This is a genomic window from Scytonema millei VB511283 (assembly GCF_000817735.3).
Taxonomy (GTDB): domain Bacteria; phylum Cyanobacteriota; class Cyanobacteriia; order Cyanobacteriales; family Chroococcidiopsidaceae; genus Chroococcidiopsis; species Chroococcidiopsis millei_B.
On sequence record NZ_JTJC03000003.1, the window covers coordinates 480,692 to 497,223 of the forward strand.

Consider the following 16,532-nt stretch of genomic DNA (forward strand, 5'->3'; position numbering starts at 1 on the left):
CTGATAACTGATGCAATACATTCTAGGATTAGATCTAGGCACGACAGGGAATCGAGCAATTTTGTTTGATGCTGAAGGTGCGATCGCCGGTCAAGCCTATAAAGAACTAACGCAATATTATCCTCAACCTGGTTATTTAGAACACGATCCAGAAGAGATTTGGCAAGATACTTATACTTGTATACAACAAGTTTTCAAACAAACAGGTATTTCAGCCAGTGCGATCGCGGCGATTGGGTTGTCGGTGCAGCGAGAAACCTGTTTATTGTGGGATAAGACAACAGGTAAACCCTTGCATAAAGCAATTGTCTGGCAAGATCGGCGTACCGCGTCTATGTGTCGGCAATTACAAGCAAAAGGACAAGCCAAGATAATTCAAGCACGGACTGGATTGATTGTCGATGCCTACTTTTCGGCAACTAAATTCGCGTGGTTGCTCGATTGGGTACGGAATCAAAATATAAATTTGGATAATATTCTGGCTGGGACGATCGACACTTGGATCTTATGGAAGTTAACGGGTGGCAAGGTTCACGCTACCGATCGCAGTAATGCCAGCCGCACGATGTTAATGAATCTGGCTGAGGGAAAATGGGATTCGCAACTACTCGATTTATTTCAAATTCCCGATCGCATCATGCCGCAAATTCAGCCTAGTTTGGGCATATTTGGCGAAACCGATCCGCAGCTATTCGGAACGCCAATTCCGATCGCAGCAGTATTTGGCGATCAACAGGCGGCGCTATTTGCCCACGGGTGCGATCGCCCTGGGATGGTGAAATGTACGTATGGGACGGGATGTTTTTTAATTGCCCATACAGGTGAAGAACTGACGCGATCGCATCACCAGTTATTATCAACTGTTGCCTGGACGCAAGTTTTAGCAAACGGAAAAACGGTGACGAGTTACGCTTTAGAAGCGGCTATGTTTACGACAGGCGCTTGCATTCAGTGGTTGCGAGATGGTTTGAAGCTGATCGATTCAGCCGCCGAAACCGAATACCTGGCACGTCAAGTTACAGATAATAACGGTGTTTACTTCGTCCCGGCATTAAGTGGATTGGGTGCGCCTCGCTGGGATATGGGCGCCAGGGGTGCTTTTATGGGAATTACAGGCGGCGTACAGCGCGAACATATGGTTAGAGCCGTTTTAGAAGCGATCGCTTATCAGGTAAAAGAGGCGATCGAGGCGATGAATCGAGATTCTAGCAAAGCGATCGAAGTGTTGAAAGTTGACGGGGGTGCTTGTCAAAATGACTTTTTAATGCAGTTCCAAGCCGATGCACTCGGAATTCCGATCGAGCGTCCGGTTGTGTTAGAAGCAACGGCTCAAGGCGCAGCCTTTGGTGCCGGATTGGCGATCGGTTATTGGACTGATTATCAAAAGTTGTGTCGCAGTCGGAAAATCGACCGAATTTTTGAGCCAGGAACGGGGGCAATTCAAGCACAAGAAAATTTTGACACTTGGCTGAAAGCTGTCCACCGCGCTCAGCATTGGGTTGATGAATCTCATCTCTGAGTTTATGCTCTTATTTGCTGTTGCGATCTTTGAGCGATCCCATCTCTGATTTGTCAAACTAGTGTTGAGTATGAGTGGAGCGAACAGTGATGCTAGAAGATACAAAAGAAATAGCAGATTTTCACGCTCATGTCTATTACGATTGCCAAAGTCGCGAAGTAGCGGCGCGTGTACGTGAAGAATTGAGTACAAAATTCGATGTGAGGCTTGGGCGCTGCATGACAATCCTATTGGTCCCCATCCCAAACCTATGTATCAAGCTGCCTTTTTACCAGAACAATTTGGTGCGATTGTTTCCTGGTTAATGTTGCATCGTCAAGGATTGGATATTTTAGTCCATCCAACCACAGGTAATGATGTTGCAGACCATACAAACCATGCCCTATGGTTGGGAGAAAAGTTAGAGCTAAATATAGAATTTCTTCGAGCCATTAAAACGACTTAATTTCAAGGGGGAATACAAATTCTAGAATACAGATGAACTCAAAATAGTCATATTGCATCAATTCTATATGCTGACATCTGCCTGTTTTGGATCGAACAAATTTGACCAGTAATGATCGGAATTGGCATGGCTTTTGCAGAAGGTTTAATTGCCTTTGTTGCTACAAATATCGATGATATTATTGTCTTGCTACTCTTTTTCTCTCAAATAAGTGCTAATTTTCGTCCTCGGCATATCATTATCGGTCAGTATCTGGGTTTTACAACTATTGTTTTTGCTAGCTTACCAGGTTTTTTTGGTGGTTTAATCGTACCGCGAGAATGGATTGGTTTATTAGGACTCTTGCCCATAATAATTGGGATTAAGCAACTCGTGGATCGCGACACAGAAGCCGCACAAGTACAAACAGTAACCAGCTTTGAAAATTCTAGTTATCCTAACCCCTCAGTCTCTTTGCTTTTAAGTCTTTTAAACCCTCAGACTTATAAGGTTGCAGCAGTAACAGTTGCTAACGGTGGCGATAATATTAGTATCTATATTCCCTTATTTGCTGGCACTAAACTGACTAGTTTAGGGATAATTCTTGCTGTATTTTTTTTGATGGTAGGAGTTTGGTGTGCGATCGCATATTTATTAACTCGCCAACCTACTCTTGCCAATCTTTTAAGTCGTTACGGTCAACCGATAGTTCCTTTCATATTGATTGGCTTAGGGTTATTTATTATGTATGAAAGAGGCACATTCGGGCTAATATTCTCAGCTTAAACTTACAATTGATTGCGCTAATACCAATTCCATGTGTTTTTGCATAGATTCCGTTCCCTTGTAGCCCCCCTTTTTAAGGGGGTTGGGGGATCTTCTATGGCGCAAGTCAAAAAGAACTGGTATAACTTGCTCAGATACGCCCTCACTAAACAGAGCTGTAACGCCAATTTTGTACTGCTAGATTAACTGTTGATAATTAAGAATTCATTTGTTGATATCGCGCTTGAAGCTCCTCAATGGAAAATAATGTCCGAAACTTCAATCCTTGCGCTGCATATAACTCAGTACCACCTTGCTTTCGATCTACCAACGATATAACTTCCTCGACTTTGTAACCCGCCTCTTGCAATCTTTCCACTGCTTTCATTGCCGATTGTCCAGTCGTGACAACATCTTCTAGAACCACAACCAAAGCACCATCTGGTAATACTGGACCTTCAATATACGCTCTCGTACCATGTCCTTTAGTTTCTTTACGAATAATCAAAGCTGGTATGGGACGATTTTCAATCGCAGAAACCACACTTACAGCACTAACAATAGGATCGGCTCCCAGTGTCAATCCTGCTACTGCTTGCGTGTCTGGTGGTAGCAGAGATAATAACAAACGACCGATCGCCAAAGCACCTTGAGGGTGTAACGTGACTAATTTGCCATTAATGTAATAGGAACTGCGTTGACCCGAAGACAGGACGAAATCACCCTCCTTGTAGGCAAGTTGACAGAATAGATCGAGTAGTTCTTGGCGTAGTGCAGTTAAATCGGTTGTCATAAATTGAGGGAGCAGGGAGCAGGGAGCAGGGAGTAGGGAGTAGGGAGTAGGGAGTAGGGAGCAGGGAGACAAGGGGGACAAGGGGGAAAATACCTCTTACCCCTCACTCCTAACTCCTCGCTCCTAACTCCTCACTCTCCACCGATCGCTGATTGCTAAAACGGGGAAGAATAGGCTAAGACTGATGCAACAGTTCAGTATAAGTCAAAATTGCCACAGTATAGAGGACATTCTATGCCCATCAAATTCAACCGCTTCAGTGGTATTTTACTCGCGATCGCTGCTGTCGCTGGATTTCAAGCTAGCGCGATCGCCCAACCAAGCAACCATACTCTTGCCGATCTCTTTGAGCAAACAATGTTCACCAGCGACCCTGATTTCTTCCAAAATCGTTCCTTCGGACGACAATTTGATTGGCTTTTAGGCACAAACGGATTTCCCGACAACGAAATTAATCGCGATGCAAAACGGACTGACGATCTCTACCGCGCTGCACTAGAACAGCAAGTTTCTAGCGATCCGGTCATCCGCACGCGAGATCTGCCCAATCCATACAGAACTTCAGTTTTGGAGTCTAATAAGTCTAGTAATCCAAAGTAATTTGCCAGTCGGGAATCAATACTTCTTGGTTAGAATTCGATCCCTCCAACCTCCCTTAAAAAGGGAGGCTAAAGACAGCTTCGTTTTCCCCTTTTGAAGGGGGATTAAGGGGGATCTTCCAAAGGCTGTGCAATCATAACCGAGAAGTATTGAGTCGGGAATAGGGGAGCGCTCTAAATTCCCACAAGCAATCATAGATTCTGTGGCGATCGCCGCTCATTACCAGTAGCCAGTCTGGTAATTTTTCGCTGAGTAATTTTTGCTGAGTGTTGACCCTTAAAAATCCAGGGTGCAGGAGTTGAACCTGCCTAAGGCGAATTATGAGTTCGCTGCCTCAACCGCTCGGCCAACCCTGGAGGAGTTTATATTGTAACTTAGATTGTCAAGGTAAACTATTTAGTCTCAATACTTAATATCGCCACAAGACAAATAGTACATAATTTACATAACCGCAATGATATAACTAGCTCATTCGTTAGCAAACAACTGGTGCAAGGAGTCAATGCTCTGGATTAAGCGAGCATCGTTAAGAAAAGTCAATTCAACCGTCGCCCTGACGTTGATCTTGTTACTTCTGATGTTGATCGGGGGTTACATAAGTGCAATCTGGGGGTATGCGATCGGACATGAGGCGATCGAGGGCGTAAATCAACCTGATTCTCGTCCCGCCGGAAAAATCGGATTTCGCAAAAATAAGTCTCAACAGCAGCAAGGCGTGGTGATGCTCAAAGAAGCCGATGTCTTAGCTGCCGTAAAAGCTAGAATTGACGGCAAAGGAAAAAAAGCCAAGCCGGAGAAGCCGTTAATTGAAAATCCACAGGACGACAAGCGATCGTCTACAAAACCAAAGTTGGTGGCTGAGACTGAGACTCCTCAGCCTGGATTTCCGATGATTCATAAAACCGAAGGAGTATCATTAGAAATTGCATCTGCACGTTTTTCTGGCGGGGCATTACAGTTGAAGATGAACTTCAAAAACGAAGGAGATAGAACCGTGAGGTTTCTATCTAGCTTTTTAGACATAACCAACGAACGAGGACAAACACTCAGCGCCAACACGGAAGGCTTTCCTGAGGAATTACCAGCTAACGGCAAAACTGTTGCCAGCACGCTCAGCATTTCCACTGCTCTGCTCGACAATGTACAGAAAATTTCTTTACATCTGACCGATTATCCCGAACAGCGATTGCAGTTACAAATGTTAAATATTCCTGTAGTTAGGTAAATAACGGGACAAGGGAGACAAGGAGGACAAGGAGGACAAGGAGGACAAGGAAGACAAGGGAGACAAAATCAAGTCGCAATTCGCAATTAATGACTCACTACACCCTACACCCTATACCCTACAACCTTTTCCGGCTCCCTGCTCTCTGCTCCCTACTCCCTACTCCCTCCATCAAAGATGAGTGCTTTTCCTCCCCTGAATTGGGCAGATATTTGGCTCAGATTGTTATCTGTGCTGTTGTTGATTGCAATTAATGCTTTTTTTGTCACGGCTGAGTTTTCCCTTGTTTCCGTGAGGCGATCGCGGATTTATCAGTTGGTAGAAGCGGGAGACTGGCAAGCGCTGACAGTACAATCGCTACAACGCAGTCTCGATCGCGTCCTCTCTACTACCCAACTCGGGATCACTCTTTCTAGTCTTGCCTTGGGTTGGATTGGCGAGAGTACGATGGGCGTACTGGTTGCTGCTTGGTTAGAGCAGTTACCCCTACCTGCGGGAGAGCGAGCTTTTATTACCCATGCGATCTCCATTTCAGTTGCTTTTTTTCTAGTTGCCTACTTGCAAATCGTGCTGGGAGAATTGTGTCCCAAGTCAGTCGCGCTGCTCTACTCCGAGCAACTGGCGCGATTGTTGGGTTCACCCCTCAAAGCGATCGCCCGCATTTTTACGCCCTTTGTCTGGATTCTCAACCAATCCACGCGCTTTCTGTTGCGTTTGGTGGGTATTCAATACACGGGACAAGCTTGGAGACCACCAGTCACTCCCGAAGAGTTACAACTGATTATTTCTACCGAGCGAGAATCGACTGGCTTAGAAGCAGAAGAACGAGCGTTACTGAATAATATTTTTGAATTCGGTACGGTCAAAGTTGGGGCAGTCATGGTACAGCGTCCGCAAATTATTGCTTTATCCATGAACGCCACGTTACAAACTCTGTTGCAAGCAGTTGCAGCTACGGGACACTCTCGCTACCCCATTATTGGTAAATCGTTGGACGAAGTACGGGGCATTATTCACCTCAAAGACCTAGCAGAACCACTCGCTCTAGGAAAAATTTCCCTATCAACAGAAATTTATCCCTGGATGCGTCCTGCCCAATTTGTACCGGAACACACCTCATTAGGCGAACTGCTGCCCATCATGCAGCAAAGCCTGAGACATTCCATCCGTGCGGAACGAGCCACGATTATAGTTGTCAACGAGTTTGGTGGAACCGTAGGACTAGTGACGCTACAAGATTTAATCGCCGAAATTATTGGCGATGCAGGGGCGATAGAAAGCACCGATGAGCTGTTGATCCAGAGTTTAGACGACAGAACATACTTGGTACAGGCACAAATGAACCTAGAAGACCTCAACAAGTTATTGAATTTAGATTTGCCTCTGAGACAAGATTATCAAACCTTGGGGGGATTTATTTTGTATCAACTACAAGAAATTCCTGCCGTCGGCACAACCTTAAATTATCAAAACCTAGAATTTACAATTGTTTCTGTTGAAGGACCTCGCCTTGACGAGATTAAGATTCACCTTTTGAAGGGAGCAGGGAGCAGGGGAAAGAGAGCTGAGGGAGCTGAGGGAGCTGAGGGAGCTGAGGGAGAAAAGAGAGCTGAGGGGTAGAGGAGAAATTACTAGTCACTGATAACTGATAACTGATAACTGATAACTGATAACTGCTCCCTACTCCCTCCTATAAGGCAAAGGATCTTCCATCCCTAGAGCAGCAAATGCAGCTAGGCGCAGACGGCATGAATCACAAACGCCGCAAGCAAGTTCGTCGCCTGCGTAGCAAGACCAGGTTTTTTCCCAAGGTACGCCCAATCGATCGCCCAGTTGAATAATTTCGGTTTTTTTCAGCTGAATCAGAGGAGCAACAATTGCGATCGCGTTTCCTTCTCGCCCTTGTTTCGTGCCTAAACGAAATACCTCTTGCATAGCTTGGATATAATCGGGACGGCAATCAGGGTAGCCGGAGTAATCGAGGGCATTTACGCCAATGTAGACGCGGCTAGCGTTTAAAGTTTCAGCATAAGCCAGAGCAAAACTCAAAAAGATTGTATTGCGGGCTGGTACGTAGGTAACGGGTATATTTTGCGCCATTTCGTCCAGCGATCGCGCTTGGGGTAAATTGATGCTGTCATCAGTTAAAGCAGAACCGCCCCACTGCCGTAGATCGAAAGATATGAGTTGATGGTCAACCACTTCAGCCGACTGTGCGATCGTCTTAGCTGCCTCTAATTCTCGGCGATGTCGCTGTTGATAATCAAAAGAAATCGCATAGCAATCATAGCCATCTGCCCGTGCTTGGTATAGCACCGTAGATGAGTCCAATCCCCCAGATAGCAAAATTACGGCTTTGTTATTTGTCATTGGTCATTTGTTATAAGTGGCTAGTGGCTGGTGGCTAGTGGCTAGAAGTAAATAGGGTGTGGAGTGTGGAGTGTGGAGTGTGGAGTGTAGGGTGTAGGGTGTGTGGGAAGTGTGGGCTGTGGGGTGTAGGGTGTAGGGTGTGTGGGAAGTGTGGGAAGTGTGGGAAGTGTGGGCTGTGGGGTGTAGGGTGTGGGGTGTAGGGTGTGGGGGAAAGAGAGCTGAGGGAGCGATCGGGAGCTGAGGGGTAGAGGAGAAATTACTAGTCACTGATAACTGGTCACTGATAACTGGTCACTGCTCCCTGCTCCCTGCTCCCTGCTCCCTTCAAAATAATGGACGGGAAAAAAAGTGACACAATACCGCTATCGCAGAAACATCGGTAAAATCACAATTAAAAAAGGTATAACCGTAACAAAATCAAGACAATCTCAAAAAAAATCTAACAATCTTTGAGATTCTACACAAAGACAAGAATTATGGTATCATCTGGCTGAATTCTAACAGTTGAGAGATGAAACCTTAATAACTGGAATGTAGATTACAGAAGCAGTGCAGTAGCGACGATAACTTTTGGTGGTGGAGGAGAAGACTGAGTGCAAAATACCATGTCTAAGGGGCAAGTAGTCCCGCAGATGCAGCGCAACCAACCTGAAGCAATTAAGATTGGCGTGGTTGGAGTGGGTAATATGGGGCAACATCACGCCCGCGTCCTAAGTTTACTCAAGGACGTGGAACTTGTGGGTATAGCAGATATCAATGTCGAGCGAGGACTCGATATTGCTAGTAAGTATAGAGTGCGTTTTTTTGAAGACTATCGAGATTTACTGCCTCATGTCGAGGCAGTTTGCGTAGCTGTCCCCACTCGCGCCCATTATGCTGTTGGGATGACCTGCCTAAAAGAAGGGGTTCACGTCCTGATTGAAAAGCCGATCGCTGCTAGTATTTCTGAAGCAGAATCTCTGGTCAATACAGCTGCTCAAGCTCAAAGAATTCTTCAAGTCGGTCATATCGAACGCTTCAGCCCAGCATTTCAAGAATTAAGCAAAGTTTTAAAGACGGAGCAATTGATGGCAATCGAGGCTCGTCGCATGAGTCCCGCTGCTCAAAGAGCCAATGATGTCTCGGTCGTGTTAGATTTAATGATTCATGACATTGACCTATTGTTAGAATTAGCTGACGCGCCAGTAGTGAAGCTAACTGCCAGTGGTAGCTGTGGTTCTGATTCAGGATATTTAGATTACGTAACGGCAACTCTAGGTTTTGCGAATGGAATCGTAGCAACGCTGACAGCTAGTAAAGTGACTCACCGCAAAATTCGTCGCATCGCTGCCCATTGTAAAAATTCCTTGACTGAGGCAGATTTTCTGAACAATGAAATTCTGATCCACCGTCAAACCACTGCTAACTGTATGACAGAACACGGTCAGGTGCTTTACCGTCAAGATGGCTTGATTGAAAAAGTTTACACGAGCAACGCCGATAAACTTTGCGCCGAATTAGAACATTTTGTGAGCTGCGTGCGTGGTGGTAGCCAGCCCTCTGTAGGAGGAGAACAAGCACTGAAAGCTTTGCGCTTGGCAAGTTTAATCGAGCAAATGGCTGTAGATGGTCATGCCTGGAAGCTACCAGAACGGGAGTACGAATATCCAATCGTTGCCGTTTAACGATTTAGTTTCAATAGGATATTGTTGGTAGAAGCACGCAGCCGCGTGCTTCTTCTTTATATATGAAGATACTGCGATCGCCCTGACTGATAGCGGTTTTCGAGTGGGTAAAATACGCGCTCTGTAGGGGCGCTTTCTCTGTGCGCCCCTACAAATGTCACGCACGCAATCGAGAATTGCTATGAAATATAAATCTATGGCGATCGCTCTGTAAATCTATTGCGATCGCTCTAGCTTAAATATCTTAAATCAATAACACTCTTAGATAGAGTCAATCGCCTTAGGTTGCGTCGTAGGATGGGGAACCATTACGCCGAACGAGTGACTCAGCTTCAAGTAAGCAGCATTTGAGAAATAAAACCTGACTTTTTCAGAACTTTGTAGGGTTGAATGCTTGTTTAACCCAACCTATAATTATACACAACTAAACGGTATTGTATTTAAATAGCTTGAAAAACTAAAAATAATGATCGCTTTTGAAGTCTATTTAAACGGAGAAAAGCTTTGTACAGCAGGTTTGAGAGATTTAAGCGTTCTTACAGCAATTTTGAACTGGAGACAGCGTCAAGCAGACGCTTCAACTGCAAACCCTGAAGAAATAGATGCTGAAGATTTGAGATTATATGTGGGTGGGATGTTGAATATTGCAGAAGGTAGTCGAGAATTTCTCAGATGGCTCGATCTCAATCTCGAAGTCGGTGATGAAATAACCATCAAGATTGCAGATGCAAATACTGTAGATATGCCAATTAGACGGGAGAAAGTAGAGCTAAATTTCAGTCCTCGAAAGTAGCAACGATACTGATTATTTTAGGCTTTGCCAGGTAAAACAAGCAGACAAAGAAGATTATTCTACGTTATCATCAAGCCAAATTGAAAAAGAAAGACTAAAATCGAATACGGAGATTTTAGCATTCTTAACATGGGAGGATTTACATCAAGTATGTCCGACTTGAACCGAGGAATTATGAAGTTCGATGGGGCAGATAGCCCCAAGGTAGTGATTATTTCTACCACACTACTATTAGGAGCGATCGCCGCCTTAATCTTTTGGGCGCTACGAGTAGCTTATGCTGTTTAGTTATTAGTTATCAGTGGCTAGTGACTGGTGACTAGTGGTTAGACCAAAATAAGAATCTAGCCACAAGCCACTAACTACTAACCACTCATTAGCAATCGATGACTAACATGCAGCAAGTTTGGGGTGTACTTGCGATTTTCATTCTCTGCCCCTGTTTGGGCGGACTACCGTTAATTGCTTGGATAACTCGCGCCTTAACAGGGCGACAACTGGAGCGGGTGGGAACTGGTAATATCAGTGTCTCAGCCGCTTTTTATCATGGTGGGAAGTTAGCGGGCATTTTAGCGGTACTATCGGAGGCATTGAAAGGTATTGCCGCAGTTCTGCTAGCACGGGCATTTTTCCCAACTCAACCAGCGTGGGAATTAATTGCCCTAATTGCCTTGGTCATGGGTCGTTACTGGGTTGGGAAAGGCGCGGGAACCACAAATGTTGTTTGGGGTTATGTCGTCCATGATTGGCGAGTCGCGCTTTTGGTATTTTTAATTGGAGGGATTAGTTTTACTCTGCTGCGGGAAAAAGAGCTGGGAAGATTTGGCGTATTATTTCTCTTTGCCACAATTACGGCACTGTTACACTTAAATGATTTTGGCAGAATAGTCGCCGCGATCGCCTTAGCAATATTAATTGGCTGGATTTACAAAAAGATTCCCGACGATCTAGATTTATCTCCAACAGCAGGACAAGCCGGATCTGAAAAAATGTTTCGCTTTTTTCGCGGTGATAAGGCAATTGTTTCTCTCGACGACCGACTCGATCCTCAAAAAGTCGGCGATAAAGCAGCTACTTTGTCTCAACTGAAAAGCTGGGGTTATCCCGTACCGATGGGATGGGTACTCGTGCCAGGAGACGACCCAGAACCTCTAATTCAAGCTTTGCAACCTTCAGCTACCCAACCGCTGGTAGTTCGTTCCTCAGCAATTGGAGAAGACTCGGAACAAGCGGCGGCGGCGGGACAGTATGAAACCGTACTGCAAGTTACCAGTCGCTCTATGTTACGGCAGGCGATCGCCCGTACTCAAGCTTCTTATGACTTGCCAAATGCAGTAGAGTATCGTCGTGCTAGGGGGCAAATCGATGCAGCAATGGCTGTGTTGATTCAAAAGCAAGTTCAGGGAGTTTTTTCTGGCGTAGCTTTTAGCCGCGACCCAATTACCCAGCAAGGGAATGCTGTTGCGATAGAAGCTTTGCCCGGTGAAGCGCAACAGGTAGTTTCGGGACGATTGACTCCAGAACAATATCGGGTTGCGATCGCAGATGTAGAGACATTAAATGTAACGTCTTTACAAATGAATGGTGAAGGAGACGTACCGCTAGAACTGATTAAACAAGTTGCCCTCCTCGCCCGCAAAATCGAAGATCGATACCACGGTATTCCTCAAGATATTGAGTGGAGTTACGACGGGAGCCAATTGTGGCTGCTGCAATCGCGTCCGATTACAACTCTTCTGCCAATTTGGACGCGCAAGATTGCGGCTGAAGTGATTCCTGGGGCAATTCGCCCGTTAACTTGGTCGATCAACCGTCCGCTAACTTGTGGCGTGTGGGGGGAGATTTTTACAATTGTTTTGGGCGATCGCTCGCAAGGATTAGACTTTAACGAAACAGCAACACTGCACTACTCCCGCGCCTATTTCAATGCGTCGTTGTTAGGACAAATTTTTCGATTGATGGGTTTGCCTGCGGAAAGCCTGGAGTTTTTGACCAGGGGAGCTAAGTTTAGTAAACCGCCTTTAAGTTCTACGTTAAAAAATGTACCTGGGTTGCTGCGGTTACTAGGTCGTGAATTGAGTTTAGTCCGAGATTTTCAACAAGACGAGCGGCAGTATTTTCGTCCTGGTTTGGCAAAATTAGAGCAGCGATCGCTACAAGAACTCTCTACACAAGAATTGCTAGAACGGATAGAAGGAATTTTATCACTCCTCAAACGGGCTACTTATTATAGTATTTTGGCTCCCTTAAGCGCTGCCCTACGACAAGCGGTATTTCGAGTCCGAGATGACAAAATCGACAACAGCAAAACGCCAGAAGTAGCCGCATTGCGCGAAATTGCAGCTTTGGCAAAAAAAGCTCGAAAAATCGCGCCGCAATTATCTCCAGAACGAGCATTTGAGCAGTTGGAGGACACTGCGCCCGGGAGAGAAATTTTGCAGCAGTTCGAGCAATTGCTCGATCGCTACGGCTATTTGAGTCAGGTAGGCACAGATATCGCGGTTCCCACTTGGAAGGAGGAACCGCAGGTAGTACGAGAATTATTTATGCAGATGTTGAGCGTGGAGGAAGGCAGTTTTAGAAGCGATCGCTTAGAAATGCAACGCAGTACAACGAGAGTTCAGCAACGCATAGATCTTAAAGGGCGAGTTACGCAAGTATACAGCCGCTTATTAGCAGAATTACGCTGGTGTTTCGTGCGACTAGAGGAGATATCTTTGCACTCAGGGCAATTATCTCAACCTGGTGATATTTTCTTTTTAGAATTTCCTGAAGTTCAACGAGTTGTTGCTGAAGATGTGGAGTTTATATCTCAATTAACACAATTAGTCGAAGCGAGGCGATCGCAATTCGATCGAGACAGTCAACTCAACCCCATACCTCCCCTCATTTACGGCAATTCTCCCCCAACTCTTGTACGGGCGCACAGCAGTGCGCCCCTACCTTCCCTCACTCCTCACTCCTCACTCCTCCAAGGAATTCCCGCTAGTTCCGGTCAAGTCACGGGAACGATCGTCGTGTTGCACGATTGGCAAATGCTGCCAGAGATCGATAAAACAACAATTTTAGTCGTACCTTACACCGATTCCGGTTGGGTAGCCGCGATCGCTAGGGCTGGAGGATTGATCGCCGAAGTCGGAGGAAGATTATCTCATGGGGCGATCGTAGCGCGAGAGTATGGCATTCCTGCGGTGATGGATGTGCGCGACGCAACTCATTTATTGCGCGACGGTCAGCAGGTGCGGCTCGACGGTCAACAGGGTACGGTAGAGATTCTCGACAGCGATTGAATAAATTTCAAAGGGAGTAGGGAGTAGGGGAACCCATACTTAAAAGTATGGGATTGAAACATAGACCAATCATGTCTCTTCCTCCAGATCTCTGATAAATTTTTTCTACCCCCTGCTCCCTACTCCCTGTTCCCTACTCCCTGTTTCGGTCATTTTGTTCTGAATCACAGAATACATAGTTGTAAAACTTAACTTTAGATGTGAATTAATGTTCGATTTAGTACAAAGCGTAAATCGTAGACTTCTAAAAGTTTAAGGAATTTAAAAAGCTAATACCAGCAATTATACTCATTAAATCTCATTTAACGCTCGACAAGCAAAAATACATTGGGATCGATTGATAGTTATGATAAACAACTTGCACTGCTATAGGAATAAATAGGCGATCGCAGCGGTTGTTCAGAGGTAACCAATATTAACTATAGATAGTTCAATAGGCAATTGAAAAACCATAAACTTTTGCTTATCAAAGCGATATTAGATTTATTTAACTGTCACTCGTTAAAAGTTAACAAATTTTGCACTAAAAGCTGTAAGCTTATTAAAACAACATGAATTTTGGTTTTCGTTGTCTCTTAAAGACTCGATTTGTATGTAGCTAAGTTGTGAAATTTCAACTTTGCAACTTCCCAGCTACGACCACCTATTTCGCTGAGCCAAACCAGTATTTTAGATCGAACCATGCATTTTATATGCAAGAAACTCAACAGTTTCATTGCATAGATTTGCCTTGATATAAACCATTGAATGTGCTTGAGGAAGGTTTTATGACAGAGTTTTCTCGCCGGAAATTTATCATAACTGCTGGTGCTTCTGCGGTTGGTTCAGTGTTTCTGAAAGGTTGTTTGGGGAATCCACCAGATTCCGTGACTGGGACTCAGGTGCAACAAGTTGCAGCAGTGAATGTTAGTCCCGAACAAGCACCAGAAACAACAAGAGTCAAGCTGGGATATATCCCCATTGTTGAAGCAGCACCTATAGTAATTGCTAAAGAAAAAGGCTTCTTTGCGAAGTATGGCATGACCGATGTAGATGTTTCCAAACAAGCCTCTTGGGGTTCGATGCGAGACAATACAGAAATTGGTGCAGCTGGTGGTGGTGTTGATGGCGGACAATATCAAATGCCGATGCCGCATCTAATTACAGAAGGGCGGATCACCAAAGGCAACAAGCCGATTCCAATGTATGTGTTAGCGCAATTAAACACGCAAGGAAATGGCATTGCGATCGCTGAGAAACACCGAGGAAAAGGAATAGAACTAGAACTAGCCAAAGGTGGCAAAAACCTATTCGGTCAACTCAAATCAGCCAATACTCCTTTCACCGCTGCCTATACATTTGCTCAAGTCAACCAAGATTTTTGGATTCGCTACTGGCTAGCTGCTGGCGGTGTCAACCCTGATAGCGATGTCAAATTAATCCCCGTACCAGCCGCCCAAACTGTTGCCAACATGAAAACAGGCACGATGGATGCTTTTAGTACGGGCGACCCCTGGCCCTACCGCATTGTCAAAGATAAAATCGGTTTCTTGGCAATGCTAACCGCAGACATGTGGGAGTTTCACCCAGAAGAATATCTTGCATTGCGAGCAGATTGGGTTGACAAACATCCCAAAGCAACCAAGGCGCTACTCAAAGGCATCATGGAAGCGCAACAGTGGTTAGATAACTTCGACAACCGTGAAGAAGCCGCCAAAATCCTCGGCGGACGGAACTACTTCAACTTGCCGTCTGAAATTCTCGCCGGACCCTTTGCAGGTAAATACGACATGGGTGAAGGTCGGACAGTTGACGATCGCAACAAAGCCGTACTTTACTGGAAAGATCCCAGAGGTAGCGTTTCCTATCCCTACAAGAGTCACGACCTTTGGTTCTTAACAGAAAGCGTCCGCTGGGGCTTTTTACCAGCAGACAGCCTAACAAAGGCTAAAGCATTAATCGATAAAGTCAACCGCGAAGACTTGTGGAAAGAAGCAGCCAAAGAATTAGGCGTTGCAGCTGCCGATATTCCCACCAGTACATCCCGTGGTGTCGAGACATTTTTCGATGGAGTCAAGTTTGACCCAGAAAATCCCACGGCTTACTTGAAGAGTTTGAAGATCAAAAAAGCCTAACGTCTAGAATTCGGAATTCGGAATTCGGAATTCGGAATTAGCAATTACTAACTATCCATGTAAATCTGAGGAACAGACGATCGATGACTACATATTCTCCTAGAAGACGGGCTAGCACAGATAATAGCTTTTTAGCAGGCTTGCAAAAAAGACTGCCGGATATTTTACCTCCAGTTATTGCGATCGCCATCTTTTTAGCAATTTGGCAACTCTTTTCTCTCACGCCAGGAGCCACATTACCTGGACCTATAAAAGTCATTCAAGACACTTGGATATTAATTTTCTGGCCCTTCTACGACCGAGGTGGCACGGATAAAGGCTTATTTTGGCAGATCTGGGCGAGCTTGCAACGGGTAGCAATCAGTTATACCCTAGCGGCAATTGTGGGAATTGGTTTGGGCATCTTAATTGGTACGTCGAAAGTGATGTCCAAAGCACTAGACCCACTCTTCCAATTACTCAGAACAGTGCCACCTCTAGCTTGGGTTCCCATCTCTTTAGCTGCCCTCAGACAAAACGAACCCGCTGCCTTATTCGTTATCTTCATCACGGCAATTTGGCCCATTTTGATCAATACGGCAGTAGGAGTCAAAGAAATTCCCAGCGATTACAACAACGTCGCCAAAGTACTGCAATTAACTAAAAAAGAATACTTCTTCAACATTCTCATCCCTGCGGCACTACCCTACATTTTCACAGGTCTGCGAATTGCGATCGGTCTAGCTTGGTTGGCAATTATCGCTGCTGAAATCGTCATGTCCGGTATCGTTGGCATTGGTTTCTTCATCTGGGAAGCTTATCAAAACAACAACGTCAGCGAAGTTATTCTTGCCCTAATTTACATCGGTATAGTTGGTCTATTACTCGACAAACTCATGGCTTGGATACAAACGCTGATCTTGCCAGCAGAACAAAAATAGCTAGTAGTTGACAGTTAACCGTCAACCGTCAACCGTCAACCAATTACCAACTACT

General features: G+C 45.2%; 14 protein-coding genes, 1 tRNA gene and 1 pseudogene. 12 read left to right on the plus strand and 4 right to left on the minus strand.

The features are described from left to right. The first annotated feature begins 10 nt into the window (after window positions 1–10). The 3 genes and pseudogenes from glpK (at window position 11) to QH73_RS13995 (ending at window position 2,729) form a co-directional block, all read left to right on the plus strand. Complete coding sequence (glpK, locus tag QH73_RS13985; protein ID WP_039713302.1) at window positions 11–1,519, plus strand: glycerol kinase GlpK; 1,509 nt, start codon at window positions 11–13, stop codon at window positions 1,517–1,519. An 89-nt stretch (window positions 1,520–1,608) separates the two neighbouring features. Then, window positions 1,609–1,964, plus strand: a pseudogene (locus QH73_RS13990) (DOPA 4,5-dioxygenase family protein). A 111-nt stretch (window positions 1,965–2,075) separates the two neighbouring features. Next, window positions 2,076–2,729, plus strand: coding sequence for a cadmium resistance transporter (locus QH73_RS13995; protein WP_039713301.1), 654 nt, complete (start codon window positions 2,076–2,078; stop codon window positions 2,727–2,729). 196 nt (window positions 2,730–2,925) lie between these two features. Here the strand turns inward: QH73_RS13995 and pyrE are convergent, their stop codons facing one another. After that, window positions 2,926–3,501, minus strand: a complete 576-nt coding sequence (gene pyrE, locus QH73_RS14000; RefSeq protein ID WP_052289739.1) for an orotate phosphoribosyltransferase — start codon at window positions 3,499–3,501, stop codon at window positions 2,926–2,928. Window positions 3,502–3,735: 234 nt separating this feature from the next. On the opposite strand from pyrE, the gene QH73_RS14005 reads away from it, so the two are divergent. Further along, complete coding sequence (locus tag QH73_RS14005; RefSeq protein ID WP_039713300.1) at window positions 3,736–4,101, plus strand: hypothetical protein; 366 nt, start codon at window positions 3,736–3,738, stop codon at window positions 4,099–4,101. 283 nt (window positions 4,102–4,384) lie between these two features. Here QH73_RS14005 and QH73_RS14010 read toward each other — a convergent pair. Next, window positions 4,385–4,457, minus strand: a tRNA-Ile gene (locus QH73_RS14010). A 146-nt stretch (window positions 4,458–4,603) separates the two neighbouring features. Here QH73_RS14010 and QH73_RS14015 point away from each other — a divergent pair. Next, window positions 4,604–5,326, plus strand: coding sequence for a hypothetical protein (locus QH73_RS14015; protein WP_039713299.1), 723 nt, complete (start codon window positions 4,604–4,606; stop codon window positions 5,324–5,326). A gap of 177 nt (window positions 5,327–5,503) precedes the next feature. Next, window positions 5,504–6,946, plus strand: a complete 1,443-nt coding sequence (locus QH73_RS14020; RefSeq protein ID WP_052289738.1) for a hemolysin family protein — start codon at window positions 5,504–5,506, stop codon at window positions 6,944–6,946. A 60-nt stretch (window positions 6,947–7,006) separates the two neighbouring features. Here the strand turns inward: QH73_RS14020 and queC are convergent, their stop codons facing one another. Further along, the gene (gene queC / locus QH73_RS14025; RefSeq protein WP_039713298.1) at window positions 7,007–7,696 is read right to left on the minus strand and encodes a 7-cyano-7-deazaguanine synthase QueC; all 690 of its coding nucleotides are present in this window, start codon (window positions 7,694–7,696) and stop codon (window positions 7,007–7,009) included. Between the two features lie 3 nt (window positions 7,697–7,699). After that, window positions 7,700–7,963 (minus strand): hypothetical protein, encoded by a 264-nt coding sequence (locus QH73_RS14030; protein WP_165587697.1) that lies wholly within the window; start codon window positions 7,961–7,963, stop codon window positions 7,700–7,702. Window positions 7,964–8,301: 338 nt separating this feature from the next. Here QH73_RS14030 and QH73_RS14035 point away from each other — a divergent pair, with 338 nt between their 5' ends. The 6 genes from QH73_RS14035 to ntrB all read left to right on the plus strand — a co-directional run bounded on the left by QH73_RS14035 (window position 8,302) and on the right by ntrB (window position 16,477). Next, window positions 8,302–9,360 carry a Gfo/Idh/MocA family protein gene (locus tag QH73_RS14035; RefSeq protein WP_039713297.1) on the plus strand — a complete coding sequence of 353 codons (1,059 nt, stop codon included), beginning with the start codon at window positions 8,302–8,304 and terminating at the stop codon, window positions 9,358–9,360. 466 nt (window positions 9,361–9,826) lie between these two features. Further along, entirely contained in the window at window positions 9,827–10,153 is a 327-nt protein-coding gene (locus tag QH73_RS14040) for a hypothetical protein (protein WP_039713296.1), read from the plus strand. A gap of 150 nt (window positions 10,154–10,303) precedes the next feature. Next, window positions 10,304–10,441, plus strand: coding sequence for a hypothetical protein (locus QH73_RS14045; protein WP_165587698.1), 138 nt, complete (start codon window positions 10,304–10,306; stop codon window positions 10,439–10,441). A 107-nt stretch (window positions 10,442–10,548) separates the two neighbouring features. Next, the gene (locus tag QH73_RS14050) at window positions 10,549–13,443 is read left to right on the plus strand and encodes a glycerol-3-phosphate acyltransferase (RefSeq protein WP_039713295.1); all 2,895 of its coding nucleotides are present in this window, start codon (window positions 10,549–10,551) and stop codon (window positions 13,441–13,443) included. Window positions 13,444–14,210: 767 nt separating this feature from the next. After that, window positions 14,211–15,557 carry a CmpA/NrtA family ABC transporter substrate-binding protein gene (locus QH73_RS14055; protein ID WP_039714465.1) on the plus strand — a complete coding sequence of 449 codons (1,347 nt, stop codon included), beginning with the start codon at window positions 14,211–14,213 and terminating at the stop codon, window positions 15,555–15,557. An 83-nt stretch (window positions 15,558–15,640) separates the two neighbouring features. Further along, window positions 15,641–16,477, plus strand: coding sequence for a nitrate ABC transporter permease (gene ntrB, locus QH73_RS14060; protein WP_039713294.1), 837 nt, complete (start codon window positions 15,641–15,643; stop codon window positions 16,475–16,477). Window positions 16,478–16,532: the final 55 nt, after the last annotated feature.